Origin of the sequence: Pseudomonas sp. Root401, from assembly GCF_001425105.1 — a bacterium.
In the GTDB taxonomy this organism is placed as follows: Bacteria; Pseudomonadota; Gammaproteobacteria; order Pseudomonadales; family Pseudomonadaceae; genus Aquipseudomonas; species Aquipseudomonas brassicacearum.
Window position 1 is genome coordinate 42,107 of record NZ_LMDO01000066.1, and the last position, 25,687, is coordinate 67,793.

Here is a 25,687-nt window from a genome sequence, read left to right on the forward strand (position 1 = left end):
CCGATCCCACAGTCGCCTTGCAGGCGGCTGTGGGATTTTCATATCTGGCCCATGCCCCCGGCGTACCGGATAATGCCTAATCTTGTAACAGGCCCTTTGTCGCCAACACACCCATGACCGAAATCGTCCTCACGCTGTTCAGCGCTGCCCTGATCAACAACCTGGTGTTGCACTGGCCGCTGGGCGTCGATCCGCTGCTGGCGGCCAACGGCAGGAAGCAGGTACACGCCTTGGGCCTGGCGACGGCATGCCTGATGCTGATCGTTGGCACCTTGGGTTATCTGGTCGATCATGGGCTGCTGGTGCCGACCAACCTGGTCTCGCTGCGCCTGTTGGCCTGGCTGTCCTTGAGCGTATTGCTGATCGGCCCCTTGCTGCGCCTGCTGGCCCGCTGGCGGCCGGCAATGCCGTTCGAGGGGCTGTGGCCGCTGTTGCTGGGCAATGCCGGCATACTTGGCGTCACGCTGCTCAACGGCCAGGATGACCGGGGCCTGGGCCACGCCATCGCCCTGAGCCTGGGTGCCGGGCTGGGGTTCTGGCTGGTGCTGGGCCTGTTCGACGATCTGCGCCAGCGCACCTTCAATAATGATATTCCCCTGCCCTTTCGGGGCCTGCCGATTCAGTTGATCAGCGCCGGACTGATGGCGGTGGCCTTTCTCGGATTGCGTGGGCTGGTCAAAACATGAGCCTGATTCAACGTATCGACGCCCTGCTGCCGCAGACCCAATGCGGCAAGTGCGGCCACCCCGGGTGCAAGCCCTACGCCGAAGGCATCGCCCAGGGCGAGCCGATCAATAAATGTCCGCCCGGGGGGCGCGAAACCATCGCCGCCCTGGCCGAGCTGATGAAAATACCGGTGTTGGAGCTGGACACCAGCCGCGGCGTAGCCCCGGCGCAAATCGCCTTTATCCGTGAAGCCGAATGCATCGGTTGCACCAAGTGCATCCAGGCCTGTCCGGTGGACGCGATTGTCGGCGCCGCCAAGCTGATGCACACCGTCCTCATCGACGAATGCACAGGCTGCGATCTGTGCGTGGCGCCCTGCCCGGTCGATTGCATTGAAATGCACCCTCTGCCGACGGCAAACGTGCTGCCGATCGTCGGCGGCCTGGCCTTCAGCACCGAAGAACAACAGGCGCGAACCGCCAAGCGCAATCATGCCCGGCACCGCTTCGAGCAACGCAATGCGCGCCTGCGCCGCGAAGAAGAGCAGCGCCAGGCCGAACGCCTGGCTCGGACCCAACGGGCGGCCCAAACCCAGGCCCAAACCCAGGCCCCGGCACTCGATCCCGTACAAGCCGCACTGGAGCGCGTTCGCGCGCAAAAAGCCGCCACGGCCGATGCCGCCTTGAAAAAAGCCAAGGTCGACCTGGCCATGAGCCGGGCACAGCTGAACAAATCCTTGAAAGCGTTCGGCCACCCGCCAACCTTCGAGCAGCAATCGCAACTGATCGTGCTGCAACGCCAGTTCGAAGCGGCCGAACAGGCCCTGAGCCAACTGGAAAAAGCCGCCCCCGCGGCTGCGCCAGCCGCTGCACCGACGCAAAACGCCGAGCTGAAGCGGGCCAAGATCCAACTGGCGATGCGCCGCGCCGAACTCAGCAAAGCCCGGGCAGCTACGGCATCGGATGAACAACTGCAGGCATTGGAACAAGCCGTGAGGGATGCCGAACGCCAGGTGGACGCCCATGCCGCCTCTTGAGCCAGTGGACGAACGGCTGCGCCAAGCAATGACGCGAGTGTTGCTGGCGACGCTGCCCGGCGTGCTGGCGTTGCTGTGGTTCCATGGCTGGGGCGTGGCGCTCAACCTGCTGTTGTCCGGTGTCACGGCGCTGGCGGTCGAAGCGTTGATCCTGCGCTTGCGACGCCGGCCACTCAAACCCGAGCTGAACGATGGCAGCGCGCTGGTCAGCGCCACACTGCTGGCCCTGGCCTTGCCGGCCTATTGCCCCTGGTGGCTGACCGTCACGGCGGCGGCCTGCGCCTTGCTGTTGGGCAAGCACCTGTGGGGCGGCGTCGGCAGCAACCCGTTCAACCCGGCAATGCTCGGTTACGCCCTGGTACTGGTGGCGTTTCCTTCCCAGATGAGTCACTGGCCGGCGCTCCACGGCATGGGTCTGTCTGAAGGCTTGCAGCAGGTATTCGGCGCTCATCCGGCGCCCGATGCCTGGGCCGGGGCGACCGCACTGGACAGCCTGCGAATCAACACGAGCCTGACCGTCGATGAACTGTTCGCCAACGATCCGGCGTTCGGGCGTTTCGGTGGCCGGGGTGTCGAATGGGTCAACCTGGCCTTCCTCGCGGGCGGTCTGTTTCTGCTGCAGCAACGGGTGTTCAGTTGGCATGCACCAGTGGGCATGCTGGTGAGCCTGTCCATCGTCAGCCTGCTGTGCTGGAACGGATCGGGCTCCGATTCCCACGGCTCGCCGCTGTTTCATCTGCTCAGCGGCGCAACCATGCTCGGCGCGTTTTTTATCGCGACCGAACCGGTCTCGGGTGCCAAGGCCCCTCTCGCCCGCCTGCTGTTTGGCGCGGGCATGGGATTGCTGGTCTATGTGATACGCACCTGGGGTGGTTACCCGGACGGCGTGGCGTTCGCGGTGTTACTGATGAACCTCGGCGTGCCGGCACTGGACCGGTTTGCCGAGGCGCGACAACGGCGGCCACTGACATGAACAATCCCCTCGGCGTGGCAATCCTGACCTTGTTGATCGGCCTGGGCATGGGTGCCACTTACCTCACGCACCTCGGCACCGCCGGGCGTATCGAGGCCCAGCAGCAAGCCCTGGCCAACAGAGCCTTGCTCGAGGTGCTACCCACCGACCACTATGATAACCAGCCGTTGGCGCACCCCGTTGTCACCGCCTCGGTGCCCCTGGCCCATAGCACGCTGCTGGGCGGCTACCTGGCGACTCGCAGCGGCCAACCCAGCGCCGTGCTGCTGCGTAGCCAGGCGCTGGGCTATGAAGGCCGCATCGAATTGCTGGTCGCCATCGATCCACAGGGCCGGTTGCTGGGGGTCAAGACCCTGCGCCAATCCGAGACACCCGGATTGGGCGCGGCGATTGCCGGCTGGCCGAACGCCTGGTTGCAGACCTTCACGGGTAAATCACGCCAGGCACCTGATGACAGCGGCTGGGCCTTGAAAAAGGACCAGGGCCAGTTCGATCAACTGGCAGGCGCGACAGTGACGTCCCGGGCAGTGCTCCAGGCTGTTCACGATGCGCTGCGTTATTTCGACGAGCACAAGAGTCAGTTGATGGGGGTGGCGGCCAATGAATAAGCCATGGGGGCTGACACACGGCCTGCTGCTCGTTCCATTGGTTGGCGCGAGCGATTCGCTGGTTGGCGCGCTGGGGTTATGGCTGGCCTGGGCCCTGGTTCTTTTCAGCCATGGCTTGGCAATGGGGCTTGTCCGGCAACGTCTGACAGCCTGTCAACGGCTGCTCGCCTCCATCGTGCTGGCCACGACCCTGGCCACCTGCACGGGCCTTGTCGTCCAGGCCTGGGCGCTGGAATTGTATCGACCGTTGAGCCTCTACGCTGGCTGGATCGCCCTGAGCTGCGTCGCGCTGGAGCATGAGGGTTTCTTCGTTGAATCCCGCTGGCCCGGACGCCTCAGGCTGGCCGGGCTGTTTGGCCTCTTGATGATCAGCCTGGGCGCCGTGCGTGGGCTGATCGGCAGCGGCCTGCCCCTGGCCCTGCTCGCCCCTGGCGGGTTCATTCTGCTCGGGCTGCTGCTGGCGGCCCGACAGGCCTGGACGGCCGCCAAACCCCATTCATCCGTTGAGGAAACGCCGCGCCCATGAACGCCGCAAAACGCCTGGAAATATTTCGTCGCCTTCACGAGGACAACCCGGAACCGAAAACCGAACTGGCCTATTCCTCGCCGTTCGAGTTGCTGATCGCGGTCATCCTGTCAGCCCAGTCCACCGACGTCGGCGTCAACAAAGCCACGGCCAAACTGTTCCCGGTGGCCAATACGCCAGAGGCAATCCATGCCCTGGGCGTCGAAGGACTGTCCGAATACATCAAGACCATCGGGCTGTTCAACAGCAAGGCCAAGAACGTGATCGAGACCTGCCGCCTGCTGATCGAGCGCCACGGCAGTGAAGTCCCGCAGACGCGCGAAGCGCTGGAAGCCCTTCCCGGAGTCGGCCGCAAAACCGCCAACGTCGTGCTCAATACCGCGTTTCGGCAGTTGACCATGGCGGTCGACACCCACATTTTCCGCGTCAGCAACCGCACCGGGCTGGCCCCCGGCAAAAACGTGGTGGAGGTCGAGAAGAAATTGATGAAATTTGTGCCCAAGGAATTCCTGCTGGACTCCCATCACTGGCTCATCCTTCACGGCCGTTACGTTTGCCTGGCGCGCAAGCCTCGCTGCGGCAGCTGCCGAATCGAAGATTTATGCGAATACAAGCACAAGACCTCCGACGATTGAGGCGCTATTGCTTTTATCGATCCATCGATTGAAAAAATCTTTTTTACCCGCCCGTGGTTTATCGATATAAGGAGCGCCAATGGCAGTCTTAGCCTGGAGTCGAACCCATGAGTGCTGGCAAAGAACAACTGGATGTAGAAGACGAATTCATCGCCGCTGAAGCCGACGACGTCGAACCCGTGGTCGTGGAAGTGGCGAAAACCAACCTGAGCAAGCGCCGCACCATTGACAACCTGCTGGAAGAGCGTCGCCTGCAGAAACAACTGGCCGATTATGACTTTGACCTCTGACACGTAAAAGCCTCCCTGATGGAGGCTTTTTACTGAGTACGCGTAACCCGAAAACTCACACCAAGCCATTGCGCTGCGCCAGCTCGATCAGGTCGACCAGCGAACGGGCATTGAGCTTCAATAACAGGCGCGTCTTGTAAGTACTGACGGTCTTGTTGCTCAAGAACATTCCATCGGCGATCTCCTTGTTGGTCTTTCCGCGCGCCAGTTGCTGCAAGACCATCATTTCCCGCCCCGATAATCGATCGACCATATCGGACTCACTGGCATTACCCAGACTCGACCGCACCGTATGCAATGCCTGGTTGGGAAAGTAACTGTAACCGGACAGTACCGCCTTGATTGCACTCAGTAACTCGGTGAGATCCTGTTGCTTGCATACATACCCGGCCGCCCCTGTCTGCATGCAACGCATCGAAAAATGTCCCGGTGCCTGGGAAGTCAGCACCAACACTTTCATGGGTGAAGGAATGGTCGTCAGGCGAGCAATGACTTCCAATCCGTCCAGCTTCGGAATACCGATATCGAGAATGACAATATCGGGCATAAGTTCGCGAGCAAACTGTAACGCATCGACGCCATTATCGGTTTCGGCAACGACTTCATAACCATGACGCTCCATCAGCAAACGTACAGCAAGACGAATGACGGGATGATCATCCACGATCAGCACTTTATTCATGGGCAAATCCAACTTCGCTGTTCGAATTTTTAGAGCACGCACAATAGCCTAGTCATTTCTACCTTGGCATGCTGCCCCCCCCTGAACGCTCGCATCGAGAGACAGAACCTACAAGCTATACAGAAAATTCCTACAAATCGCGGCAAAAAAAATGTGTCATGGATTTTTTTACAGGGAAGGAATGACCGTTCTTAACAATCCCGAAACCCTATGAACAATGCGCGCTTTCACCGCCATACCCACCTGCGGCTAGCCCACTGGAAAGCGCTTCACTCATAGAAAGTAACTGAATTATTTACTGTTAAAACTGACTTCCACTCACTTAAGGCAGGGAAATTCATATATAAAACACACTCAAATGCCTAATACCCAACATGCGCAGCCATTGCGACTGCGCCTATATTTCATCAGGCATGGACTGCCACTTTCCAACTCACTCTCCGAGCACAAATATTCCATGAGCATTAACCATGAACAAACCTTTGAAGAGCATAACCAACCCCATGACCCTCATCGCCATATTCGCAACTTTATCCGAAACTTCCGCAGCGATTTCCCTGCCCTTTCTGGATGACCAGGATCGTGAATATTATCTCTGGTTCCTGATCAGCTTTCCTTTTTATCTATTGCTGCTTTTTTTCATAACGCTTAACTTCAATTATCGTTCCTTGTATTCGCCTTCGGATTTTCGCAAGAGCAAACATTTCATAAAGACCATGGATGATTCGCCCTGTCGACGCAAACGACAGCTACGTCGGGCAGAGGACGTCAAGGAACTGCTGGTCATACGTCTTCATCGACGCAGGCGCGAACCAGACAGCCGTTGTATCGAATGCAGCCAATCGAAACGCCGGATCGAGGCCTGTCGATCAAGACATTTGAAGCAAGCCAGCATCGTCGTGTACGTCATCTACAGCAACGCAGGGCTGGCAACGCACGGGCAGGATGAATGAGCGACCGAGGGCAGCGCCGCAGCAAAGGCCACAAAAAAGAGGAGCAAAAAAAACGGCCTGCTCATGGCAGGCCGCTTTCATGTCACCAGGGTCAGAACAACTTGCGACCCTTGTTCGCTGCGATGCGCATGCGCAGGGCGTTGAGCTTGATGAAGCCGGCCGCGTCAGCCTGGTTGTAGGCACCGCCGTCTTCTTCGAAGGTCGCGATGTTGGCATCGAACAGCGACTCGTCGGACTTGCGCCCGGTGACGATCACGTTGCCCTTGTACAGCTTCAGGCGGACCACGCCATTCACGTGAGCCTGGGAAGCGTCGATCATCTGTTGCAGCATCAGACGCTCTGGGCTCCACCAGTAGCCGGTGTAGATCAGGCTGGCGTACTTGGGCATCAACTCGTCTTTGAGGTGAGCCACTTCGCGGTCCAGGGTGATCGACTCGATCGCCCGGTGGGCGCGCAGCATGATGGTGCCACCCGGGGTTTCGTAGCAGCCGCGGGACTTCATGCCCACATAACGGTTTTCGACGATGTCCAGACGACCGATGCCGTGTTCGCCACCGATGCGGTTCAGGGTCGCCAGCACGGTGGCCGGGCTCATCTCAACGCCGTCCAGAGCGACGATATCGCCGTTGCGATAGGTCAATTCCAGGTATTGCGGGGTATCGGGAGCCTTCTCCGGGGAGACGGTCCAGCGCCACATGTCTTCTTCGTGCTCGGTCCAGGTGTCTTCCAGCACGCCGCCTTCATAGGAGATGTGCAGCAGGTTGGCATCCATCGAGTACGGGGATTTCTTCTTGCCGTGGCGCTCGATCGGAATCGCGTGCTTCTCGGCGTAGTCCATCAGTTTCTCACGGGACAGCAAGTCCCATTCACGCCATGGGGCAATGACTTTCACGCCCGGCTTGAGGGCATAGGCACCCAACTCGAAACGCACCTGGTCGTTGCCTTTGCCGGTGGCGCCATGGGAAATGGCATCGGCGCCGGTTTCGTTGGCGATTTCGATCAGGCGCTTGGCGATCAACGGACGGGCGATGGAGGTACCCAGCAGGTACTCGCCTTCGTAAACGGTGTTGGCGCGGAACATCGGGAACACGAAGTCGCGGACGAATTCTTCGCGCAGGTCATCGATGTAGATCTCTTTGACGCCCATGGCCTGGGCCTTGGCGCGTGCAGGCTCAACTTCCTCGCCCTGCCCCAGGTCAGCGGTGAAGGTCACCACTTCGCAGTTATAAGTGTCCTGCAGCCACTTGAGGATCACCGAAGTGTCCAGGCCGCCGGAATACGCCAGAACGACCTTGTTTACGTCCGCCATGCCATCACTCCACGGGTTGTACGGAAAGCCGGGAAGTCTAACGTCCAGCGCGGATAATTTACAGGGGCGCGACAGCTTATGACGACGAAGCGACAGATTATGTCGAGCGTGCGACGGTCAAAATCGACTCAGGACGTCCGGGCCGTCGCTCCAGCGGGCGCCTTGGCCGGCGCTGCGGTTGGCGCCGGAGCCTTGGCAGGCGCGGCAGTGGGCGCGGGCTGCGCGGCGGGTGCCTGCGGTGCCGGCGCATCAGTCGGCGCCACGCGCTCCAGGCGCACGACGACGCGACGGTTCTTGGCTCGGTTGGCGGCGTTGGTGTTGGACACCAGGGGATAACGCTCGCCGTGGAAGCGCAGGGTAATCTGCGACTCCTGGAAGCCATTGGCCTTGAAGAAGTCCTGGACCGCCAGGGCCCGGCGGCGTGACAGCTCACGGTTGGTCAGGCGGTTGCCACTGTTGTCGGAATGGCCATCAAGTTCGACATGATTGACGCTCGGGTCTGCCTTGATGAAGTCGAGCATGACCTGCAGCTGAGCCTTGGCCCGAGCGTCCAGCTCAATCCCCTCGCCGGGGAAGCCGATCTGGGTTTGCTTGATCTGTTCAAAGTTCTTCGGCAACAGTTTCGCCACGCAGCCCTGGTAATCGTTGAACGCCTTGTTGAAGCGCACGGGCAGCAGCCGGACTTCAGAAACGCGCCCATCCTCGGTGTTGCGTCGAACCACGGGGCTGCGACCTTCCATCAATCCGCTGATCAATCGGCCTGCCTGTACCTGGGAACTGTCGAACAGCACATCGCCGCTGCCGATCCTGACCGAGCCCAGGTTGATATCGCCGCGTCCTGGCTGCCACGGTGCCGCGGCCGCGAGCAACGTTGCGGAGCCGCCACCGAGCATCGGGTTATAAGCCTTGAGGCGGAACGTGGCCTGCTCCCCCGCCTTGCGCACGAATTCGCCACTGCCAAAATCAGTGATCGGCTGGCTCAGCCGGCACTCGAACTTGTCGCCTTCGACCGTCCACTCAATGCTCTCCAGACGGGTCTGGAAAGTGAGCGCCATGGCGGGAAGGCTGGCAAACACACTGAGCAAGGCTAGATAACGCTGGCGCACGGGAGGCTCCACTGACTTTTACACAAAGATCGACGCATGCTGGAGGCATGACGCCTGTCCGGCGCACTGCACGGATTCGTGGCACACCTGTAGGAGCTATCGGTAAGTTGCGCCAGAACTTGATAGCGGGTGCCTGAATCGGTCTTTTCCGGTAGCATTCCCCAGAGTTTGACCCGCCTGGAAGCCCCCCAATGTCCGACCGCCTGACCCTGCTGCGTCCCGACGACTGGCATATTCATCTTCGCGATGGTGCTGTGTTGACCCATACCGTCGCCGATGTCGCGCGCACCTTCGGGCGCGCAATCATCATGCCTAACCTGGTTCCGCCAGTGCGCAACGCCGCCGAGGCCGACGGCTATCGCCAGCGCATCCTCGCCGCACGCCCCGCTGGCAGCCGCTTCGAACCGTTGATGGTGCTGTACCTCACCGACCGCACCCAGCCCGAAGAGATCCGCGAGGCCAAGGCCAGCGGCTTCGTCCATGCCGCCAAGCTGTACCCGGCCGGGGCCACCACCAACTCCGACTCCGGCGTCACCAGCATCGACAAGATTTTCCCGGCGCTGGAGGCCATGGCCGAAGTGGGCATGCCGTTGTTGATCCATGGTGAAGTCACCCGGGGCGACGTCGACGTGTTCGACCGCGAGAAAATCTTCATCGACGAGCACATGCGCCGCGTCGTGGAGCGTTTCCCGACGCTCAAGGTGGTGTTCGAACACATCACCACCGGCGATGCCGTGCAGTTCGTCAACGAGGCTCCGGCCAATGTCGGCGCGACCATTACCGCCCATCACCTGCTGTATAACCGCAATCACATGCTGGTGGGTGGGATCCGGCCGCACTTCTATTGCCTGCCGATCCTCAAGCGCAATACCCACCAGGAAGCCTTGCTGGACGCCGCCACCAGCGGCAGCGCCAAGTTTTTCCTCGGCACCGACTCGGCCCCCCACGCACAGCATGCCAAGGAAGCGGCCTGCGGTTGCGCCGGTTGCTACACCGCCTATGCCGCCATCGAGATGTACGCCGAAGCGTTCGAACAGCGCAACGCGCTGGACAAACTCGAAGGCTTCGCCAGCCTGCATGGCCCACGTTTCTATGGCCTGCCGGTAAACACCGATCGTATTACCCTGGTCCGCGATGAGTGGACCGCCCCCGCCAGCCTGCCTTTCGGCGACTTGGCTGTCATCCCGCTGCGCGCCGGTGAAAAACTGCGCTGGCGCCTGCTGGAGGAAAACGCGTGAGTGAAGATCATTTCGACGACGAACTGGACGGCAATGGTGGTTCGGGCTGCGCCCGTCACCCCATGGCTGCTCGGTTCCGTGGCTATCTGCCGGTTGTCGTCGACGTAGAGACCGGCGGTTTCAACTCCGCCACCGACGCCTTGCTGGAAATCGCCGCGACCACCATCGGCATGGACGAAAAAGGCTTTGTGTTCCCTGACCACACCTACTTCTTCCGTGTCGAACCGTTCGAAGGCGCCAACGTCGAAGCGGCGGCCCTGGAATTCACCGGAATCAAGCTCGATCACCCGTTGCGCATGGCGGTCAGCGAAGAAACGGCCCTGACCGACATCTTCCGTGGCGTGCGCAAGGCGCTCAAGGCCAATGGTTGCAAGCGCGCGATCCTGGTCGGCCACAACAGCAGCTTCGACCTGGGCTTCCTCAACGCCGCCGTCGCGCGCCTGGACATGAAGCGCAACCCGTTCCATCCGTTCTCCAGCTTCGATACCGCGACCCTGGCTGGCCTGGCGTACGGCCAGACCGTCCTGGCCAAGGCGTGCCAGGCTGCCGACATCGATTTCGATGGCCGTGAAGCCCACTCGGCCCGCTACGACACCGAGAAGACCGCCGAGCTGTTCTGCGGCATCGTCAACCGGTGGAAAGAGATGGGTGGCTGGCAGGATTTCAACGACTAGAGAGAGCCATTGTGGCGAGGCGGGACTGCCCTGTAGGAGCTGCCGCAGGCTGCGATCTTTTGATCTTAGGCTTTCACCCAAGATTCAACTGGCTGAGGAAAGATCGCAGCCTCGTTACACTCGACAGCTCCTACAACACCCATAAAAAAACCGGCCCATCATGGGCCGGTTTTTTTATGCCTGTGTGCGCTTACAGCTTGTCGCTGTGCTCGCCCAGGTAAGCAGCAACGCCTTCAGGCGAAGCGGTCATGCCCTTGTCGCCTTTTTTCCAGTTGGCCGGGCAGACTTCGCCGTGCTCTTCGTGGAATTGCAGCGCGTCGACCAGGCGGATCAGTTCTTCCATGTTACGGCCCAGTGGCAGGTCGTTGATGATCTGCGAACGGACAACGCCTTTGTCGTCGATCAGGAACGCGCCACGGAAGGCCACGCCGCCTTCGGACTCAACGTCATAGGCCTTGGCGATTTCGTGCTTCATGTCGGCAGCCATGGTGTATTTCACCTGACCGATACCGCCATTGTTGATCGGGGTGTTGCGCCAGGCGTTGTGGGTGAAGTGCGAGTCGATCGAAACAGCGACCACTTCGACGTTGCGCGCCTTGAAATCGTCCATGCGGTGATCCAGTGCGATCAGCTCGGACGGGCAGACGAAGGTGAAGTCCAGTGGATAGAAGAACACCAGGCCGTATTTGCCTTTGATGGCCGAGGACAGGGTGAAGCTGTCGACGATTTCGCCGTTGCCGAGGACGGCTGGAACGGTGAAGTCTGGGGCTTGTTTGCCTACGAGTACGCTCATTGGATATCTCCTGATGTAATAGCGTGAAAACAAGGTCCGGGCCAGCCTGTCACCCTCAGGCGACAGCCCTGTGACACGAACCCGCTTGCAAGGGCCGATCATCATACACCGCGCATTTGGACTGTCTTCAACGGTTTTTCGGTGGCATCGAAAAATCGCCGCCCCGCTTCATGCCGCACCAGTCGTCCTGGATAAACCGTTCGTCAGCCTGGCAACGTTCTGGCGCAAGACCTTGAGAAACCACTTTGACAATCATTCTCGTTAACATTAAGATCCATCCCAATTGAGTCACAACCAGCGACGGTTCTCACTTATGTATGTATGCCTCTGCACTGGCGTCACCGACGGGCAAATCCGCGAAGCGATCTACGAAGGTTGCTGCAGCTATCGCGAAGTCCGCCAGGCCACCGGCGTAGCCAGCCAATGCGGCAAATGTGCCTGCCTGGCCAAGGAAGTGGTTCGTGAAACCCTCGCCAAAGTGCAAACGGCACAGGCCTCGATCTCCTACCCGGTAGAATTTAGCGCCGCGTAACAGCACGTAATAAACAGTTTTCAAGGAACCGGACCCAGTGTCCGGTTTTTTTATGCCTGTAAATCAAATGCTTAGCGTCCAGACGCGGAACACAAACATTCTTATTCCGATTAATTTTCATTTATTATTCAATAACTTAGGTTTGACACTCGTAAATGCGCGGCTCAAACTCTGCCTTATACACAGCTATTACAGGGCAGGCCTCATCATGAAAGGCGACATTACAGTCATCCAGCATCTCAACAAGATCCTTGCCAATGAGCTGGTCGCGATCAACCAATACTTCCTGCATGCGCGCATGTACGAGGATTGGGGCCTGAACAAGCTGGGCAAGCACGAGTACCACGAATCCATCGACGAGATGAAGCACGCGGACAAGCTGATCAAGCGCATCCTGTTCCTCGAAGGCCTGCCGAACGTCCAGGACCTGGGCAAGCTGCACATCGGCGAACACACCCGCGAGATGCTTGAGTGCGACCTGCGTATCGAGCGCACCGGCCACGCCGACCTGAAGGCCGCTATCGCCCATTGCGAAAGCGTTGGCGACTTCGGTAGCCGTGAACTGCTGGAAGACATCCTCGAATCCGAGGAAGAGCACATCGACTGGCTGGAAACCCAATTGGGCCTGATCGACAAAGTCGGTCTTGAGAACTACCTGCAATCGCAGATGGGTGAAGAGTAAGCTTCCCCGAAAGCCAGCCACTAAAAAGCCCCGCCCTCTTTCGAGAGGCGGGGCTTTTTATTACCTGGGTTTCCAGGCCCACCTAAATCCACTGTGGGAGCGAGCTTGCTCGCTCCCACAAGGGTTCGTGTTCACCACAACCGGTGTAGTGAACAGAACCTCATGGATCAGGCTTCGGTCTTGTTCGCCGCTGCTGCTTCCACAGCTGCCTTGATCGTGGCCTGCAGAGAGCCGTCAGCGGCCATCTCGGTCATGATGTCGCTACCGCCGATCAGTTCACCACCCACCCACAGCTGTGGGAAGGTTGGCCAGTTGGCGTACTTGGGCAGGTTGGCGCGGATTTCCGGGTTCTGCAGGATGTCCACGTAGGCAAACTTCTCGCCACACGCCATCACAGCCTGAGCAGCCTTGGCCGAGAAACCGCACTGTGGCGCGTTCGGCGAGCCTTTCATGTAAAGCAGGATGGTGTTGTTGGCAATCTGGTCTTTAATCGTTTCGATGATATCCATGGAGCACCTCGGCTTAAAACTTTTGCGACTTAAGTTGTCGACACGGTGACGCATTGTAACGGAAAGCCGAACCTGCTCCAGAGACAATTTTACGCAGCCGCCACCTTCACCGGTACGCCGTTAAGCGCCGCGTTGCCGGACAACTCATCGAGCTGACAATCATCGGTCAGGTCGTTGGCGCTGGAGCCTGGCTGGCCGCTGGCAATGGTCATCTGCACGCCCGGCCGGGCATGGCCCCAACCGTGGGGCAGGCTGACCACGCCTTTCATCATATCCAGGCTGCCCAGCACCTCGACTTCGATGACGCCCACCCGCGAACTGACGGTCACCCGTTGCCCGTCGACCAGACCGCGACTGGCGAGGTCATCCGGGTGCATCAACAATTGGTGGCGTGGCTTGCCCTTCACCAGTCGATGAAAATTATGCATCCAGGAGTTGTTGCTGCGCACATGGCGACGGCCAATCATCAGCAACTCATCCGGTTTTGGCGCCTGCAACGCGGCAAAGCGCGCAAGGTCAGCAAGAATCACCGCTGGCGCGGCCTGCACCCGTTGGTTTTCGGTTTTCAGCCGCGCAGCCAGGTTGGGCTTGAGCGCGCCGAGGTCGATGCCATGGGGATGATCGAACAGGGTCGCCAGGGACAACTTGTGCGGCGAGGCGTCGCCATACGCCCCGCTGCGCAGGCCAAAATCGATCATCTGCGCCGGCGGCATGGTCGGCTTGAGTTCCTTGCCGGTTCGGGCGGCAAAGGCCTTGGCCAGGCCGACGAAGATTTCCCAATCGTGCAGCGCACCCTCGGGCTTGGGCAGGATCGCCCGGTTGAAACGGGTCACGTTGCGCACTGCGAACAGGTTGAACGTGGTGTCGTAATGATCGTTCTCCAGGGCCGAGGTCGAGGGCAGGATCAGGTCGGCGTAACGCGTGGTTTCGTTGATGTACAAATCGAGGCTGACCATGAATTCCAACCCGTCCAGGGCCTGCTCCAGTTGCCGCCCGTTGGGCGTGGACAGCACCGGGTTGCCGGCCACGGTGACCAGCGCACGAATCTGGCCTTCGCCCTCGGTGAGCATCTCCTCGGCCAGGGCCGACACCGGCAACTCCCCGGAATACTCGGGACGCCCGGACACCCGGCTCTGCCAACGATTGAAATGCCCGCCCGAGGTGGTCGCGACCAGATCCACCGCCGGCTCGGTGCACAGCGCCCCGCCCACCCGATCAAGATTACCGGTGACCAGGTTGATCAACTGGATCAGCCAATGGCACAGCGTGCCAAACGCTTGGGTCGAGACCCCCATCCGCCCGTAGCACACCGCTGACGGCGCGGCGGCGAAGTCCCGGGCCAATTGCCGGATCTGCGCTGCAGGCACCGCACAGAGCGGGCTCATGGCTTCAGCCGTGAACGTGGCAACGGCCTCGCGCACCTCGTCCAGGCCGTCCACCGGCAGGTGGCTGTCACGGGTCAGGCCTTCGCTGAACAATGTATTGAGCAAACCAAACAGCAGCGCAGCATCACCGCCGGGGCGTACGAAGACATGCTGGTTGGCAATGGCCGCCGTTTCGCTGCGGCGCGGATCGACCACCACCACTTTGCCGCCACGGGCCTGGATCGCCTTGAGGCGCTTTTCCACATCCGGAACGGTCATGATGCTGCCGTTGGACGCCAGCGGATTACCGCCCAGGATCAGCATGAAGTCGGTGTGGTCGATGTCCGGAATCGGCAGCAGCAGGCCGTGGCCGTACATCAGATAGCTGGTCAGGTGATGGGGCAGTTGGTCCACCGAAGTCGCCGAGAAACGGCTGCGGGTTTTCAACAGGCCCAGGAAATAGTTGCTGTGGGTCATCAGCCCATAGTTATGCACGCTGGGGTTGCCCTGGTAGACCGCCACCGCGTTCTGGCCGTGGCGCGCCTGGATGTCCGCCAGGCGCTCGGCCACCAACGCGAAGGCGTCGTCCCAGGCAATGGGTTGCCATTCGCTGCCAACGCGCTGCATGGGCTGGCGCAGCCGGTCTGGGTCGTTCTGGATATCTTGCAGGGCCACCGCCTTGGGGCAGATGTGACCGCGGCTGAAGGTGTCCAGCGCATCGCCCTTGATCGAGGTGATCGCCAGGCCCTGGCCGTCGGTTTCGGTGGTTTCGAGGGTCAAGCCGCAGATGGCTTCACACAGATGGCACGCACGGTGGTGGAGAGTCTTGGTCATGGCCAGTCTCTGTTTTATTCGTGGCGGGCGCTTTCGGCCGCGGGAACAAAACTATGGCGCGTGATTCCCGGCAGCGCCAGCGACGTTCGTCCTGTGAATTGCCGGGCATCAGGCCCACCGATGAGAGGGTGTCAAGGCTGGTCGGGAGGCGGTGCCAGCAGCTGGATTTCTTCGACGGTTTCCACCTGCTCCTGGGCAATGGGCACACCCGTGAGCTCGCCAATCAGCCGCCAATGCTCGTCGAGCCCGCTGCTGATAGTCGCCATGCGGTCGATCATCCGACGGCCCGCGGCCTTGGTCACCTCATCATCGCTGCGCAGCAATTCGAATGACATAGAAGTCACCGAAGCCGTCAGGTGCGTCAGCGAGCGTGCAGTCAGCCCCAGCAATTCCATCAATTGTTGCTCTTTCGAATCCATTTCGGGCTCCTGTGCCGCTGTGGCTCATTTATAACCCAGGCCTTTGCATTAGGAAATGTTTCACAACCACCAGTAGACAGGCGCAAGGACGGGATGCCACGGCGTAAACCGACCATTCTCCATGGCACGCCCGCCGCGCTTGATTGCCAAGCCCAGCAACGCCAGTGTACAAATGGGTCGCTGCTGTCAGGAAACCGGCCACAAATATGCCATCGCATTCGCGTGATGGCCTCGCTGAAATCCCCAAAAACCGTAGCCCTATTGGTAAGACGCGACATTTAATTATAAGATCGCGCCTTCCCCTATTTCGTCGCCCCGTGCGGCTTTTGCCGCAGGTCTCGCCCGTTTTTTGAATAAACAAGGCTTTGAGCATCTGCGGTCAGTTACAAAAAGGTAGTCAATCATGAGCGCAAGGCACTTTCTCTCCCTGATGGATTTCACGCCCGATGAGTTGCTCGGCGTGATCCGTCGAGGCGTGGAGCTCAAGGACCTGCGTAACCGCGGCGTACTGTTCGAGCCCTTGAAAAACCGCGTGCTGGGGATGATCTTCGAGAAGTCATCGACCCGCACCCGCATCTCTTTCGAAGCCGGCATGATCCAGCTGGGCGGCCAGGCGATCTTCCTGTCGCCCCGCGACACCCAACTGGGCCGTGGCGAACCGGTCAGCGATTGCGCCATCGTCATGTCGAGCATGCTGGACGCGGTGATGATCCGTACCTTTGCCCACAGCACCCTGACCGAGTTTGCGGCCCATTCCCGCGTACCCGTCATCAATGGCCTGTCCGATGACCTGCACCCCTGCCAGTTGCTGGCCGACATGCAGACCTTCCTCGAGCACCGCGGCTCGATTCAGGGCAAGACCGTGGCCTGGATCGGCGACGGCAACAACATGTGCAACAGCTATATAGAAGCGGCGCTGCAATTCGACTTCCAGCTGCGCATTGCCTGCCCTGAAGGTTATGACCCCAATGCCGAGCTGCTCGCCAAGGCCGGGGACCGCGTGACCATCGTGCGTGATCCGAAACAGGCCGTGGCTGGCGCGCACCTGGTGAGCACCGACGTCTGGACCTCCATGGGCCAGGAAGAAGAAACCGCCAAGCGCCTCAAGCTGTTCGCGCCACTGCAGGTCAACCGGGCCTTGCTCGACCTGGCGGATGCCGACGTGCTGTTCATGCACTGCCTGCCGGCCCACCGTGGCGAGGAGATCAGCTTCGATTTGCTCGATGACCCACGTTCGGTGGCCTGGGACCAGGCAGAGAATCGCCTCCATGCGCAAAAGGCGCTGCTCGAGTTCCTGGTCGAGCCGGCGTATCGCCACGCATGAGCCACTCGCTGCTGCTGAATTTGCAAAACCTGGCCTGCGGCTACCAAAACCAACGGGTCGTGCAGAACCTCAACCTGCACCTCAATGCCGGCGATATCGGTTGCCTGCTCGGTTCGTCCGGGTGCGGCAAGACCACCACGTTGCGCGCCATCGCCGGCTTCGAACCGGTGCACGAGGGTGAAATCCAACTGGCCGGGGAAACCATTTCCCGCGCCGGTTTCACCCTCGCCCCGGAAAAACGCCGTATTGGCATGGTGTTCCAGGACTATGCCCTGTTTCCCCACCTGAGCGTGGCCGAGAACATCGCCTTTGGCATTCGCAAGCATCCGGACAAGGATCGCGTCGTCGAAGAGTTGCTGGAACTGGTCAACCTCAAGCACCTGGGCAAGCGTTTTCCCCATGAATTGTCCGGCGGTCAGCAACAGCGCGTGGCCCTGGCCCGCGCGCTGGCACCAGAACCACAACTGTTGTTGCTCGATGAGCCGTTCTCCAATCTCGATGGCGAGTTGCGACGCAAGCTCAGCCATGAAGTGCGGGATATTCTCAAGGCCCGCGGCACCAGCGCGATCCTGGTCACACACGATCAGGAAGAAGCCTTCGCCGTGAGTGACCATGTCGGGGTATTCAAGGAAGGTCGACTGGAACAGTGGGACACGCCCTACAACCTGTATCACGAACCGCTGACGCCATTTGTCGCCAGCTTCATTGGCCAGGGCTATTTCATTCGCGGCCGGCTCGACAGCCCGGAATCGGTGCAAACCGAGTTGGGCACCCTGCGCGGTAACCGGGCCTACACCTGGCCCATCGGCGGTGCGGTGGATGTGTTGCTGCGTCCAGACGATATCGTCTACGCACCGGACAGCCCGCTCACCGCCAGCATTGTCGGCAAGACCTTCCTGGGCGCTTCAACCTTGTATCGCCTGCAATTGCCCACAGGCGCGCAACTGGAATCGATCTTCCCCAGCCACGCCGACCATCAGCTCGGGGACAGTGTCGGCATCCGCGTGGCCGCTGAACACCTGGTGCTGTTCCAGGCCTCGGGCAGCACCGCGGCGCACATCCCGCTGGTGGACAGCGGTGTGCGGCGCTATAGCCTGTAGGAGCTGTAGGAGCTGTGTAGGAGCTGTCGAGTGCAACGAGGCTGCGATCTTTCCGCTGCCAATTGAATCTCAAGCGAAAGATCAAAAGATCAAAAGATCAAAAGATCGCAGGCTTCGCCAGCTCCTACAGGGCGCAAACCAGCGGGGGAATGCCATCACCCCAGCATCAACGTCCCACTGGCCACCAACGTCGCATTCCCGCCGATCTTCACCCGCTCACCCTCCAACCGGCAGAACAACGCCCCGCCCCGGGCCGAGCATTGGTAAGCCGTCAGCCCGTGCTTGCCCAAGCGCTTGGACCAATAGGGAATCAGGCTGCAGTGGGTCGAGCCCGTCACCGGATCTTCGTTGATGCCGATCGCCGGGGCAAAATAGCGCGAGACAAAATCATGCTTGCTCCCCGGCGCGGTCACGATAGCGCCAGGCCAAGGCAGTTTTGCCAGGGCCGCCATGTCCGGTTTGCAATCGAGTACCGCTTGCTCCGATTCCAGCACCACGAACAGCTCGTTGGAGCTCAGCACGTCCACCGCTTCGACACCCAAGGCATTCTGGACGGCCAGGGATGCACCCAACTCGGCAGGCACGACGGCCGGAAAATCCAGCCACAGCCGATCACCTTCACGCGTCACGCTCAACGAACCGGACTTGCAGATGAAATCCAGTCGCTCGACCGTTTCGTGGTAGACCTCGAACAGCACATAAGCGCTGGCCAACGTGGCGTGCCCGCACAGCGGCACTTCGGTGGTGGGCGTAAACCAGCGGATATGCCAATGCTGACCTTCACGCACCAGAAACGCGGTTTCAGCCAGGTTATGTTCGGCGGCGATCTTCTGCATCAAGTCATCGGCAAGCCAACCGTCGAGCCGATAGACCATCGCCGGGTTACCGCCGAATGGTCGGTCACTGAACGCATCGACCTGATGAAACGCAAGCTGCATGGCACTTCTCCTTTTTATTGATGCGCCAGCATGCGGTGCAGCGGCACGGCTTATCCAGTGACAGATCAGTAGAATTTCCACCCTACAGCGTAGGATGAAAGCCCTGCCCCCTAGCTTAGCCTTTCAGGCGAGGACGCTTGCTCCCGCTCGACTGCGCGGCCGTTATTCAAGCACGTCCAATGTCAGCAAACGCCGCCCCGGTATGCTCCTTCAAAACCGAAGGCGCCAACTCGACTTCCAAGCCGCGGCGTCCCGCACTGACAAACATACTGGCGAGCGGCTGTGCGGAACTGTCGATAAAAGTGCGCAGGCGCTTCTTCTGCCCCAGCGGGCTGATCCCGCCGAGCAAATAACCGGTCGAACGCTGCGCGGCGGCTGGGTCGGCCATCTCGACCTTTTTCACCCCGGCGGCATGGGCCAGGCCTTTCAAGTCCAGGCTCCCGGCCACGGGCACCACCGCCACCAACAACTCACCCTTTTCGCTGGCCGCCAACAACGTCTTGAACACCTGCGCCGGATCCAGCCCGAGCTTTTCCGCCGCTTCCAAACCGTAGGACGCGGCCTTGGGATCGTGTTCGTAACTGTGGATGCGATGTTCGGCGCGCACTTTCTTAAGCAGATCCAACGCGGGTGTCATGACTGCTCCTGACAAGGAAATGAAAAAAAGAGTGGCCGGATTCTAAGCCATCGCCAGCGAAAAGGCTTGGGAGGCGCCGAGAGTTCCGGTGATCCGCCGCCAGTGGAAGAGTCATTCACGTCACGAATAGTTGAAATGTGACCGACGGTTCACTTTCGACCTTTGACACCAGCGTTTCTTGTCTATATTTTTTCGAAACTGAAAGTCATATCGCAGGTCTCAAACAGCAACCCGAGATCAGGATGGGGATCCTGCCTCGGTGGAGATCGCGCAATCGAGCTTTATCGAAGGCGCAGCAAAACAACAAAAAACCGAGGTTTGAATGACAACTGCTTTACAACAGCCGTCCCTGTCCAGCCAATGCCTGGCTGAATTCCTGGGCACTGCCCTGCTGATTTTTTTCGGTACCGGTTGCGTCGCGGCGCTCAAAGTCGCGGGTGCCAGCTTCGGCTTGTGGGAAATCAGCATCATCTGGGGCGTCGGCGTCAGCATGGCGATCTATCTGAGCGCGGGCATTTCCGGCGCCCATCTCAACCCCGCCGTCAGCATTGCCCTGTGCATTTTCACTGACTTCGAAAAGCGCAAACTGCCGCTCTATATAGTTTCCCAAGTGGCCGGTGCTTTCTGCGGCGCCCTCCTGGTCTACACGCTGTACAGCAACCTATTCTTCGATTTCGAACAGTCCCGGCACATGATTCGAGGCACCGAAGCCAGCCTCGAACTGGCCTCGGTGTTCTCCACCTATCCGCACGCAGCGCTGTCCACCGGCCAAGCCTTCCTCGTGGAGGTGATCATTACGGCCATCCTGATGGGAGTGATCATGTCCCTGACCGATGACAACAATGGTTTGCCTCGAGGCCCACTGGCGCCGCTGCTGATCGGCCTGCTGATTGCCGTGATCGGCAGTTCCATGGGGCCGCTGACAGGCTTTGCGATGAACCCGGCGCGGGACTTCGGTCCTAAACTGATGACTTTCTTCGCCGGCTGGGGTGAAATTTCCCTCACGGGTGGACGCGACATCCCGTACTTCCTGGTTCCGATTTTTGCCCCGATCGTGGGGGCGTGCCTGGGTGCTGCGGCTTATCGCGGCTTGATTGCCCGCCACCTGCCCAGCGCCATAACTGCTACAAAGGATGCAAAACCGGCCATTGACGGCAAGCCCAGAACATCCTGAAACAGTCGACGCAGGCTCCTGCCATTCCAGCCTGCGCCGTGGCTTCTTCCCTAATTTACGTCCCAAGGCAATCGACATGACTGACATCCAGAACAAGAACTACATCATTGCCCTCGACCAGGGTACGACCAGCTCGCGCGCGATCATCTTCGACCGTGACGCCAACGTGGTCTGCACCGCCCAGCGCGAATTCGCCCAGCATTACCCACAGGCCGGCTGGGTCGAACACGACCCGATGGAAATCTTCGCCACCCAGAGCGCGGTCATGGTCGAAGCCCTCGCCCAGGCCGGCCTGCACCATGACCAGGTGGCTGCCATCGGCATCACCAACCAGCGTGAAACCACCGTGGTCTGGGACAAGACCACCGGCCGGCCGATCTACAACGCCATCGTCTGGCAATGCCGCCGCAGTACCGAAATCTGCCAGCAGCTCAAGCGCGATGGCCACGAGCAATACATCAGCCAAACCACCGGCCTGGTCACCGACCCGTACTTTTCCGGCACCAAGCTCAAGTGGATCCTGGACAACGTCGAAGGCAGCCGCGAGCGTGCGCGCAACGGTGAACTGCTGTTCGGCACCGTCGACAGCTGGCTGATCTGGAAATTCACCGGCGGCAAAGTCCACGTCACCGACTACACCAACGCCTCGCGCACCATGCTCTTCAACATTCACTCGCTGGAATGGGACGCGAAGATGCTCGACATCCTCGACATCCCCCGCGAAATGCTCCCGCAAGTGAAATCGTCCTCGGAGATCTATGGCCGCACCAAGAGCGGCATCGCCATCGGCGGCATTGCCGGCGACCAGCAGGCGGCGCTTTTCGGCCAGATGTGCGTGGAGCCGGGCCAGGCGAAAAACACCTACGGCACCGGCTGCTTCCTGCTGATGAACACCGGCAGCAAGGCCGTCAAATCCAATCACGGCATGCTCACCACCATCGCCTGCGGCCCGCGCGGCGAAGTCGCCTACGCCCTGGAAGGCGCGGTCTTCAATGGTGGTTCCACGGTCCAGTGGCTGCGCGATGAACTGAAGATCATCAACGACGCGCTGGATACCGAATACTTTGCCAACAAGGTCAAGGACAGCAACGGCGTGTACCTGGTGCCCGCCTTCACCGGCCTGGGCGCTCCGTATTGGGACCCCTATGCCCGTGGCGCGCTGTTCGGCCTGACCCGCGGCGTACGCGTCGACCACATCATTCGCGCAGCACTGGAGTCGATTGCCTACCAGACCCGCGACGTACTCGACGCCATGCAGCAGGATTCGGGTGAACGCCTCAAGGCCCTGCGCGTCGACGGTGGCGCGGTGGCGAACAACTTCCTGATGCAATTCCAGGCCGACATCCTGGGTACCCAGGTCGAGCGCCCGAAAATGCGTGAAACCACCGCCCTGGGCGCGGCGTACCTGGCCGGCCTGGCGTGCGGCTTCTGGGGCAGCCTGGAAGAACTGCGCGGCAAAGCGGTGATCGAGCGCGAATTCGAACCGCAACTGGACGAGCAGGCGAAGGAAAAACTCTACGCCGGCTGGCAGAAGGCGGTCAGTCGCACCCGTGACTGGGAGCCCCATGAAGACGCTGAATAAAGCCTGATAAGGTTCTGAAACTGGTCGGGAGTGGATTCCTGCGGCATCATGGGCAAATTTTGTACGGCAGCCCAAAGGAAGCCCCATGAATCTGCCTCCCCGCCAGCAGCAAATCCTCGAACTGGTCCGCGAACGCGGCTATGTCAGCATCGAGGAAATGGCGCAGCTATTCGTCGTCACCCCGCAAACCATTCGCCGCGATATCAACCAACTGGCGGAAGTGAACCTGCTGCGTCGCTACCACGGCGGCGCCGCCTACGACTCAAGCGTGGAAAACACCGCCTACGCCATGCGCGCCGATCAGATGCGCGACGAGAAGCAACGCATCGCCGAAGCCATCGCCGCCCAGATCCCCGATCATGCCTCGCTGTTCATCAACATCGGCACCACCACCGAATCCATCGCCCGGGCACTGCTCAATCACAACCATCTGAAGGTCATCACCAATAACCTGCACGTGGCTTCGATCCTCAGCGCCAAGGACGACTTCGAAGTCCTGATCGCCGGCGGCAACGTACGGCGTGACGGCGGCGTGGTGGGTCAGGCCAGCGTCGATTTCATCAACCAGTTCAAGGTCGACTTCGCTCTGGTGGGTATCAGCGGGATCGATGAAGACGGCAGCCTGCTGGACTTCGACTACCAGGAAGTGCGGGTCTCCCAAGCCATCATCGCCAACGCCCGGCAAGTGCTATTGGCGGCGGACTCCAGCAAATTCGGGCGCAACGCCATGGTCCGCCTGGGCCCCATCAGCCTGATCGACTGCCTGGTGACCGACCAGCAACCCGTGCCGGCCCTGGCGCAATTGCTGAGCCAGCACAAGATTCGGCTGGAAGTGGTCTGACGATCTCCTCAATACCCTGTGGCAAGGCTGCTGTGGGAGCAAGGCTTGCCTGCGATGAAGGCGACACAGTTTCTAGATAGAACGAGTTGCCTGTTTCGCGAGCAAGCTTTGCTCCCACAAATCCCTCTCGCCACAAAAGCATGCCCAGGCACCTTCCCTCCTTCCATGTTCGAAAATTTTCCTTTCAGCTTCCCTTGATCAGTATTTTCAATCGAAGTTGACTGGCTGTTGCCGTCTTTATGGGCTAGTATTTTCGCAAATGAACATTTATGTTCGAATTCAAATATTTCGAAAAAGAGCCCGAGGCCAGCCGATGCCCACTTCTACCTTGCCTACGCCCCCTCTCGCCGAGGTTTACGACGTCGCCGTCATTGGTGGCGGTATCAACGGCGTGGGGATTGCCGCGGACGCTGCCGGTCGCGGTCTTTCGGTGTTCCTTTGCGAAAAGGACGACCTGGCCAGCCACACATCGTCGGCCAGCAGCAAGCTGATCCACGGTGGCCTGCGCTACCTCGAACATTATGAGTTCCGCCTGGTGCGCGAAGCGCTGGCCGAGCGCGAAGTACTGCTGACCAAGGCCCCGCACATCGTCAAGCAAATGCGCTTCGTGCTGCCTCACCGCCCACATCTGCGCCCGGCCTGGATGATCCGCGCCGGCCTGTTCCTCTACGATCACCTGGGCAAGCGTGAGCAGCTCGCCGGCTCGAAAAGCCTGAAGTTCGGTGCCGACAGCGCATTGAAAAGCGAGATCACCAAAGGTTTCGAATATTCCGACTGCTGGGTCGACGATGCGCGGCTGGTGGTGCTCAACGCCATGGCCGCCCGGGAAAAAGGCGCGCATATCCACACCCGCACCCGTTGCGTGAACGCCCGTCGCAGCAAAGGCCTGTGGCACTTGCATCTGGAACGTGCCGACGGCAGCCTGTTCTCGATCCGTGCCAAGGCATTGGTCAACGCCGCCGGCCCGTGGGTCGCCAAGTTCATTCGCGATGACCTGAAGCTGGAATCGCCCTACGGCATCCGCCTGATCCAAGGCAGCCACCTGATCGTGCCGAAACTCTACGAAGGCGAGCATGCGCATATTCTGCAAAACGAAGACCAGCGCATCGTGTTCACCATTCCGTACCTGAACCAGTTCACCCTGATAGGTACCACTGACCGCGAATACACCGGTGACCCGGCCAAAGTGGCGATCACCGAGGGCGAAACCGATTACCTGTTGAAGGTAGTCAATGCCCACTTCAAGAAGCAGATCAGCCGCGACGATATCCTGCACAGTTATTCCGGTGTGCGTCCGCTGTGCAATGACGAATCCGACAACCCGTCGGCCGTGACCCGCGACTACACCCTGGCGCTGTCGGGCGGTGGTGAAGAAGCCCCCTTGTTGTCGGTGTTCGGCGGCAAGCTGACCACCTACCGCAAACTGGCCGAATCGGCGATGGCGCAACTGGCCCCCTATTTCACCCAGATGCGTCCGAGCTGGACCGCCGTAGAGGCCCTCCCCGGCGGTGAAAACATGACCACCCCGCAGGCGCTTTGCTCGGCGATCCGCGACAAGTTCGACTGGCTGCCAACCGACATTGCCCGCCGCTGGGCCACCACCTACGGCAGCCGCACCTGGCGCATGCTCGAAGGCGTGCACAACCTGGGCGACCTGGGCGAGCACATCGGCGCCGGTCTCTATACCCGCGAAGTCGATTACCTGTGCAGCGACGAGTGGGCCGTCGATGCCCAGGACATCCTGTGGCGCCGCAGCAAGCTGGGCTTGTTCACCACCCCGGTCGAGCAGGAGAAACTGCAGCAGTACCTGGACAAGGTCGAACACAACCGCCGCAAGATCGAAGCGGCCTGACCGATACCCGGCTGAACCCAAGAGCCCCTGAATCCTGAGATTCAGGGGCTTTTTGCTATCTGGGCTCCACCGACGCCCCCCTGTGGGAGCGAGCTTGCTCGCGATGAGGCCAGCACATTCAACCTCTATGGGACTGACCCACCGCTATCGCGAGCAAGCTCGCTCCCACAATGGATCGAGGCAGGCTCAAGGTATTCGGTTTTCCGAACAAGACCCACCAGTCAGTTCGGCTAACCGGATAAATCAGGTCGCATAAAACCTGAAAAAAAACATTAACTTCTTTTAAAAACAATGATTTACCCATACTCGACTGGCCTGGCACGACTCATGCTCTACACTCCTGGAGACGAATGCCTGTACGCCAACACAACAGGAGCTGCCAGGCACTTCGAAGTACTCAGGGCCGACAA

Annotated in this window: 26 protein-coding genes and 1 pseudogene; 18 read left to right on the forward strand and 9 right to left on the reverse strand. The window is 60.1% G+C overall.

All coding sequences use genetic code 11. From position 1 onward, the window contains the following. Positions 1 to 113 precede the first annotated feature (113 nt). From ASC85_RS30015 to ASC85_RS30045, 7 genes are all read left to right on the forward strand, one after another. Positions 114 to 686, forward strand: coding sequence for an Rnf-Nqr domain containing protein (locus tag ASC85_RS30015; protein WP_057452497.1), 573 nt, complete (start codon positions 114 to 116; stop codon positions 684 to 686). Then, entirely contained in the window at positions 683 to 1,702 is a 1,020-nt protein-coding gene (gene rsxB, locus ASC85_RS30020) for an electron transport complex subunit RsxB (RefSeq protein WP_057452498.1), read from the forward strand. Before ASC85_RS30015 ends, rsxB begins: the two co-directional genes overlap by 4 nt. Then, positions 1,689 to 2,675 (forward strand): RnfABCDGE type electron transport complex subunit D, encoded by a 987-nt coding sequence (locus ASC85_RS30025; protein WP_057452499.1) that lies wholly within the window; start codon positions 1,689 to 1,691, stop codon positions 2,673 to 2,675. Before rsxB ends, ASC85_RS30025 begins: the two co-directional genes overlap by 14 nt. Beyond that, complete coding sequence (locus ASC85_RS30030; RefSeq protein WP_057452500.1) at positions 2,672 to 3,283, forward strand: RnfABCDGE type electron transport complex subunit G; 612 nt, start codon at positions 2,672 to 2,674, stop codon at positions 3,281 to 3,283. Before ASC85_RS30025 ends, ASC85_RS30030 begins: the two co-directional genes overlap by 4 nt. Continuing rightward, entirely contained in the window at positions 3,276 to 3,809 is a 534-nt protein-coding gene (locus ASC85_RS30035; RefSeq protein ID WP_057452501.1) for an Rnf-Nqr domain containing protein, read from the forward strand. The genes ASC85_RS30030 and ASC85_RS30035 overlap by 8 nt, the downstream gene beginning before the upstream one ends. Then, on the forward strand, positions 3,806 to 4,444 hold the full coding sequence (gene nth, locus ASC85_RS30040) for an endonuclease III (RefSeq protein WP_057452502.1): 639 nt from the start codon (positions 3,806 to 3,808) through the stop codon (positions 4,442 to 4,444). The genes ASC85_RS30035 and nth overlap by 4 nt, the downstream gene beginning before the upstream one ends. A gap of 107 nt (positions 4,445 to 4,551) precedes the next feature. Continuing rightward, entirely contained in the window at positions 4,552 to 4,734 is a 183-nt protein-coding gene (locus tag ASC85_RS30045; RefSeq protein WP_003204937.1) for a PA3496 family putative envelope integrity protein, read from the forward strand. A gap of 55 nt (positions 4,735 to 4,789) precedes the next feature. Here ASC85_RS30045 and ASC85_RS30050 read toward each other — a convergent pair whose 3' ends face one another. Continuing rightward, on the reverse strand, positions 4,790 to 5,416 hold the full coding sequence (locus ASC85_RS30050; protein WP_057452503.1) for a response regulator transcription factor: 627 nt from the start codon (positions 5,414 to 5,416) through the stop codon (positions 4,790 to 4,792). 470 nt (positions 5,417 to 5,886) lie between these two features. On the opposite strand from ASC85_RS30050, the pseudogene ASC85_RS34035 reads away from it, so the two are divergent. Next, positions 5,887 to 6,144: pseudogene (locus ASC85_RS34035) on the forward strand (hypothetical protein); the annotation flags it as partial. A gap of 316 nt (positions 6,145 to 6,460) precedes the next feature. Here the strand turns inward: ASC85_RS34035 and ASC85_RS30060 are convergent. Together ASC85_RS30060 and ASC85_RS30065 are read right to left on the reverse strand one after the other, a co-directional pair. Further along, positions 6,461 to 7,678: an argininosuccinate synthase gene (locus tag ASC85_RS30060; RefSeq protein ID WP_003204943.1), complete on the reverse strand. Its 1,218-nt coding sequence runs from the start codon at positions 7,676 to 7,678 to the stop codon at positions 6,461 to 6,463. Between the two features lie 128 nt (positions 7,679 to 7,806). Then, complete coding sequence (locus ASC85_RS30065) at positions 7,807 to 8,784, reverse strand: flagellar protein MotY (protein ID WP_057452505.1); 978 nt, start codon at positions 8,782 to 8,784, stop codon at positions 7,807 to 7,809. 191 nt (positions 8,785 to 8,975) lie between these two features. Here ASC85_RS30065 and pyrC point away from each other — a divergent pair, with 191 nt between their 5' ends. Continuing rightward, positions 8,976 to 10,022, forward strand: a complete 1,047-nt coding sequence (pyrC, locus tag ASC85_RS30070) for a dihydroorotase (RefSeq protein WP_003204946.1) — start codon at positions 8,976 to 8,978, stop codon at positions 10,020 to 10,022. After that, positions 10,019 to 10,696 carry a ribonuclease T gene (gene rnt / locus ASC85_RS30075; RefSeq protein WP_057452506.1) on the forward strand — a complete coding sequence of 226 codons (678 nt, stop codon included), beginning with the start codon at positions 10,019 to 10,021 and terminating at the stop codon, positions 10,694 to 10,696. The genes pyrC and rnt overlap by 4 nt, the downstream gene beginning before the upstream one ends. 190 nt (positions 10,697 to 10,886) lie before the next feature. Here rnt and ASC85_RS30080 read toward each other — a convergent pair whose 3' ends face one another. Then, positions 10,887 to 11,489: a peroxiredoxin gene (locus ASC85_RS30080; RefSeq protein ID WP_003204949.1), complete on the reverse strand. Its 603-nt coding sequence runs from the start codon at positions 11,487 to 11,489 to the stop codon at positions 10,887 to 10,889. Positions 11,490 to 11,802: 313 nt separating this feature from the next. Between ASC85_RS30080 and ASC85_RS30085 the strand changes: the two genes are divergently transcribed. Further along, positions 11,803 to 12,021 (forward strand): bacterioferritin-associated ferredoxin, encoded by a 219-nt coding sequence (locus ASC85_RS30085; RefSeq protein WP_057452507.1) that lies wholly within the window; start codon positions 11,803 to 11,805, stop codon positions 12,019 to 12,021. A gap of 208 nt (positions 12,022 to 12,229) precedes the next feature. Continuing rightward, a complete protein-coding gene (gene bfr, locus ASC85_RS30090; RefSeq protein ID WP_003178701.1) occupies positions 12,230 to 12,703 on the forward strand; it encodes a bacterioferritin in 474 nt (157 codons plus the stop codon). Between the two features lie 167 nt (positions 12,704 to 12,870). On the opposite strand, the gene grxD is transcribed toward bfr, so the two are convergent. The 3 genes from grxD to ASC85_RS30105 all read right to left on the reverse strand — a co-directional run bounded on the left by grxD (position 12,871) and on the right by ASC85_RS30105 (position 15,829). Beyond that, positions 12,871 to 13,212, reverse strand: coding sequence for a Grx4 family monothiol glutaredoxin (gene grxD, locus ASC85_RS30095; protein ID WP_018614171.1), 342 nt, complete (start codon positions 13,210 to 13,212; stop codon positions 12,871 to 12,873). Positions 13,213 to 13,301: 89 nt separating this feature from the next. After that, positions 13,302 to 15,410, reverse strand: coding sequence for a molybdopterin oxidoreductase family protein (locus ASC85_RS30100; RefSeq protein WP_057452508.1), 2,109 nt, complete (start codon positions 15,408 to 15,410; stop codon positions 13,302 to 13,304). Positions 15,411 to 15,541: 131 nt separating this feature from the next. Beyond that, on the reverse strand, positions 15,542 to 15,829 hold the full coding sequence (locus tag ASC85_RS30105; RefSeq protein ID WP_057452509.1) for a hypothetical protein: 288 nt from the start codon (positions 15,827 to 15,829) through the stop codon (positions 15,542 to 15,544). A 403-nt stretch (positions 15,830 to 16,232) separates the two neighbouring features. Here ASC85_RS30105 and argF point away from each other — a divergent pair, with 403 nt between their 5' ends. Then, positions 16,233 to 17,153, forward strand: a complete 921-nt coding sequence (gene argF / locus ASC85_RS30110) for an ornithine carbamoyltransferase (protein ID WP_057452510.1) — start codon at positions 16,233 to 16,235, stop codon at positions 17,151 to 17,153. Further along, positions 17,150 to 18,253, forward strand: coding sequence for an ABC transporter ATP-binding protein (locus ASC85_RS30115; RefSeq protein WP_057452511.1), 1,104 nt, complete (start codon positions 17,150 to 17,152; stop codon positions 18,251 to 18,253). The genes argF and ASC85_RS30115 overlap by 4 nt, the downstream gene beginning before the upstream one ends. Before the next feature lie 155 nt (positions 18,254 to 18,408). Here ASC85_RS30115 and ASC85_RS30120 read toward each other — a convergent pair whose 3' ends face one another. Next, positions 18,409 to 19,191, reverse strand: a complete 783-nt coding sequence (locus tag ASC85_RS30120) for a PhzF family phenazine biosynthesis protein (protein WP_057452512.1) — start codon at positions 19,189 to 19,191, stop codon at positions 18,409 to 18,411. Between the two features lie 166 nt (positions 19,192 to 19,357). Further along, a complete protein-coding gene (ybaK, locus tag ASC85_RS30125) occupies positions 19,358 to 19,828 on the reverse strand; it encodes a Cys-tRNA(Pro) deacylase (protein WP_053124560.1) in 471 nt (156 codons plus the stop codon). A 322-nt stretch (positions 19,829 to 20,150) separates the two neighbouring features. Here ybaK and ASC85_RS30130 point away from each other — a divergent pair, with 322 nt between their 5' ends. The 4 genes from ASC85_RS30130 (at position 20,151) to glpD (ending at position 25,277) form a co-directional block, all read left to right on the forward strand. Further along, positions 20,151 to 21,002 (forward strand): MIP/aquaporin family protein, encoded by an 852-nt coding sequence (locus ASC85_RS30130; protein ID WP_057452513.1) that lies wholly within the window; start codon positions 20,151 to 20,153, stop codon positions 21,000 to 21,002. Positions 21,003 to 21,078: 76 nt separating this feature from the next. Continuing rightward, a complete protein-coding gene (gene glpK, locus ASC85_RS30135; protein WP_057452514.1) occupies positions 21,079 to 22,584 on the forward strand; it encodes a glycerol kinase GlpK in 1,506 nt (501 codons plus the stop codon). A gap of 85 nt (positions 22,585 to 22,669) precedes the next feature. Further along, positions 22,670 to 23,425 (forward strand): DeoR/GlpR family transcriptional regulator, encoded by a 756-nt coding sequence (locus ASC85_RS30140; protein WP_003204973.1) that lies wholly within the window; start codon positions 22,670 to 22,672, stop codon positions 23,423 to 23,425. Positions 23,426 to 23,738: 313 nt separating this feature from the next. Next, complete coding sequence (gene glpD, locus ASC85_RS30145) at positions 23,739 to 25,277, forward strand: glycerol-3-phosphate dehydrogenase (protein ID WP_057452515.1); 1,539 nt, start codon at positions 23,739 to 23,741, stop codon at positions 25,275 to 25,277. Positions 25,278 to 25,687: the final 410 nt, after the last annotated feature.

Coding starts and splice junctions, on each gene's coding strand:
- ASC85_RS30035 (WP_057452501.1), top strand. CDS start 3,276: ATGAATAAGCCATGGGGGCTGACACACGGCCTGCTGCTCGTTCCATTG.
- ASC85_RS30085 (WP_057452507.1), top strand. CDS start 11,803: ATGTATGTATGCCTCTGCACTGGCGTCACCGACGGGCAAATCCGCGAA.
- argF (WP_057452510.1), top strand. CDS start 16,233: ATGAGCGCAAGGCACTTTCTCTCCCTGATGGATTTCACGCCCGATGAG.
- ASC85_RS30050 (WP_057452503.1), bottom strand. CDS start 5,416: ATGAATAAAGTGCTGATCGTGGATGATCATCCCGTCATTCGTCTTGCT.
- ASC85_RS30025 (WP_057452499.1), top strand. CDS start 1,689: ATGCCGCCTCTTGAGCCAGTGGACGAACGGCTGCGCCAAGCAATGACG.
- nth (WP_057452502.1), top strand. CDS start 3,806: ATGAACGCCGCAAAACGCCTGGAAATATTTCGTCGCCTTCACGAGGAC.
- pyrC (WP_003204946.1), top strand. CDS start 8,976: ATGTCCGACCGCCTGACCCTGCTGCGTCCCGACGACTGGCATATTCAT.
- ASC85_RS30015 (WP_057452497.1), top strand. CDS start 114: ATGACCGAAATCGTCCTCACGCTGTTCAGCGCTGCCCTGATCAACAAC.
- ASC85_RS30105 (WP_057452509.1), bottom strand. CDS start 15,829: ATGGATTCGAAAGAGCAACAATTGATGGAATTGCTGGGGCTGACTGCA.
- ASC85_RS30130 (WP_057452513.1), top strand. CDS start 20,151: ATGACAACTGCTTTACAACAGCCGTCCCTGTCCAGCCAATGCCTGGCT.
- ASC85_RS30115 (WP_057452511.1), top strand. CDS start 17,150: ATGAGCCACTCGCTGCTGCTGAATTTGCAAAACCTGGCCTGCGGCTAC.
- ASC85_RS30120 (WP_057452512.1), bottom strand. CDS start 19,191: ATGCAGCTTGCGTTTCATCAGGTCGATGCGTTCAGTGACCGACCATTC.
- glpD (WP_057452515.1), top strand. CDS start 23,739: ATGCCCACTTCTACCTTGCCTACGCCCCCTCTCGCCGAGGTTTACGAC.
- glpK (WP_057452514.1), top strand. CDS start 21,079: ATGACTGACATCCAGAACAAGAACTACATCATTGCCCTCGACCAGGGT.
- bfr (WP_003178701.1), top strand. CDS start 12,230: ATGAAAGGCGACATTACAGTCATCCAGCATCTCAACAAGATCCTTGCC.
- ASC85_RS30100 (WP_057452508.1), bottom strand. CDS start 15,410: ATGACCAAGACTCTCCACCACCGTGCGTGCCATCTGTGTGAAGCCATC.
- rsxB (WP_057452498.1), top strand. CDS start 683: ATGAGCCTGATTCAACGTATCGACGCCCTGCTGCCGCAGACCCAATGC.
- ASC85_RS30030 (WP_057452500.1), top strand. CDS start 2,672: ATGAACAATCCCCTCGGCGTGGCAATCCTGACCTTGTTGATCGGCCTG.
- ASC85_RS30080 (WP_003204949.1), bottom strand. CDS start 11,489: ATGAGCGTACTCGTAGGCAAACAAGCCCCAGACTTCACCGTTCCAGCC.
- ASC85_RS30060 (WP_003204943.1), bottom strand. CDS start 7,678: ATGGCGGACGTAAACAAGGTCGTTCTGGCGTATTCCGGCGGCCTGGAC.
- ybaK (WP_053124560.1), bottom strand. CDS start 19,828: ATGACACCCGCGTTGGATCTGCTTAAGAAAGTGCGCGCCGAACATCGC.
- ASC85_RS30140 (WP_003204973.1), top strand. CDS start 22,670: ATGAATCTGCCTCCCCGCCAGCAGCAAATCCTCGAACTGGTCCGCGAA.
- grxD (WP_018614171.1), bottom strand. CDS start 13,212: ATGGATATCATCGAAACGATTAAAGACCAGATTGCCAACAACACCATC.
- ASC85_RS30045 (WP_003204937.1), top strand. CDS start 4,552: ATGAGTGCTGGCAAAGAACAACTGGATGTAGAAGACGAATTCATCGCC.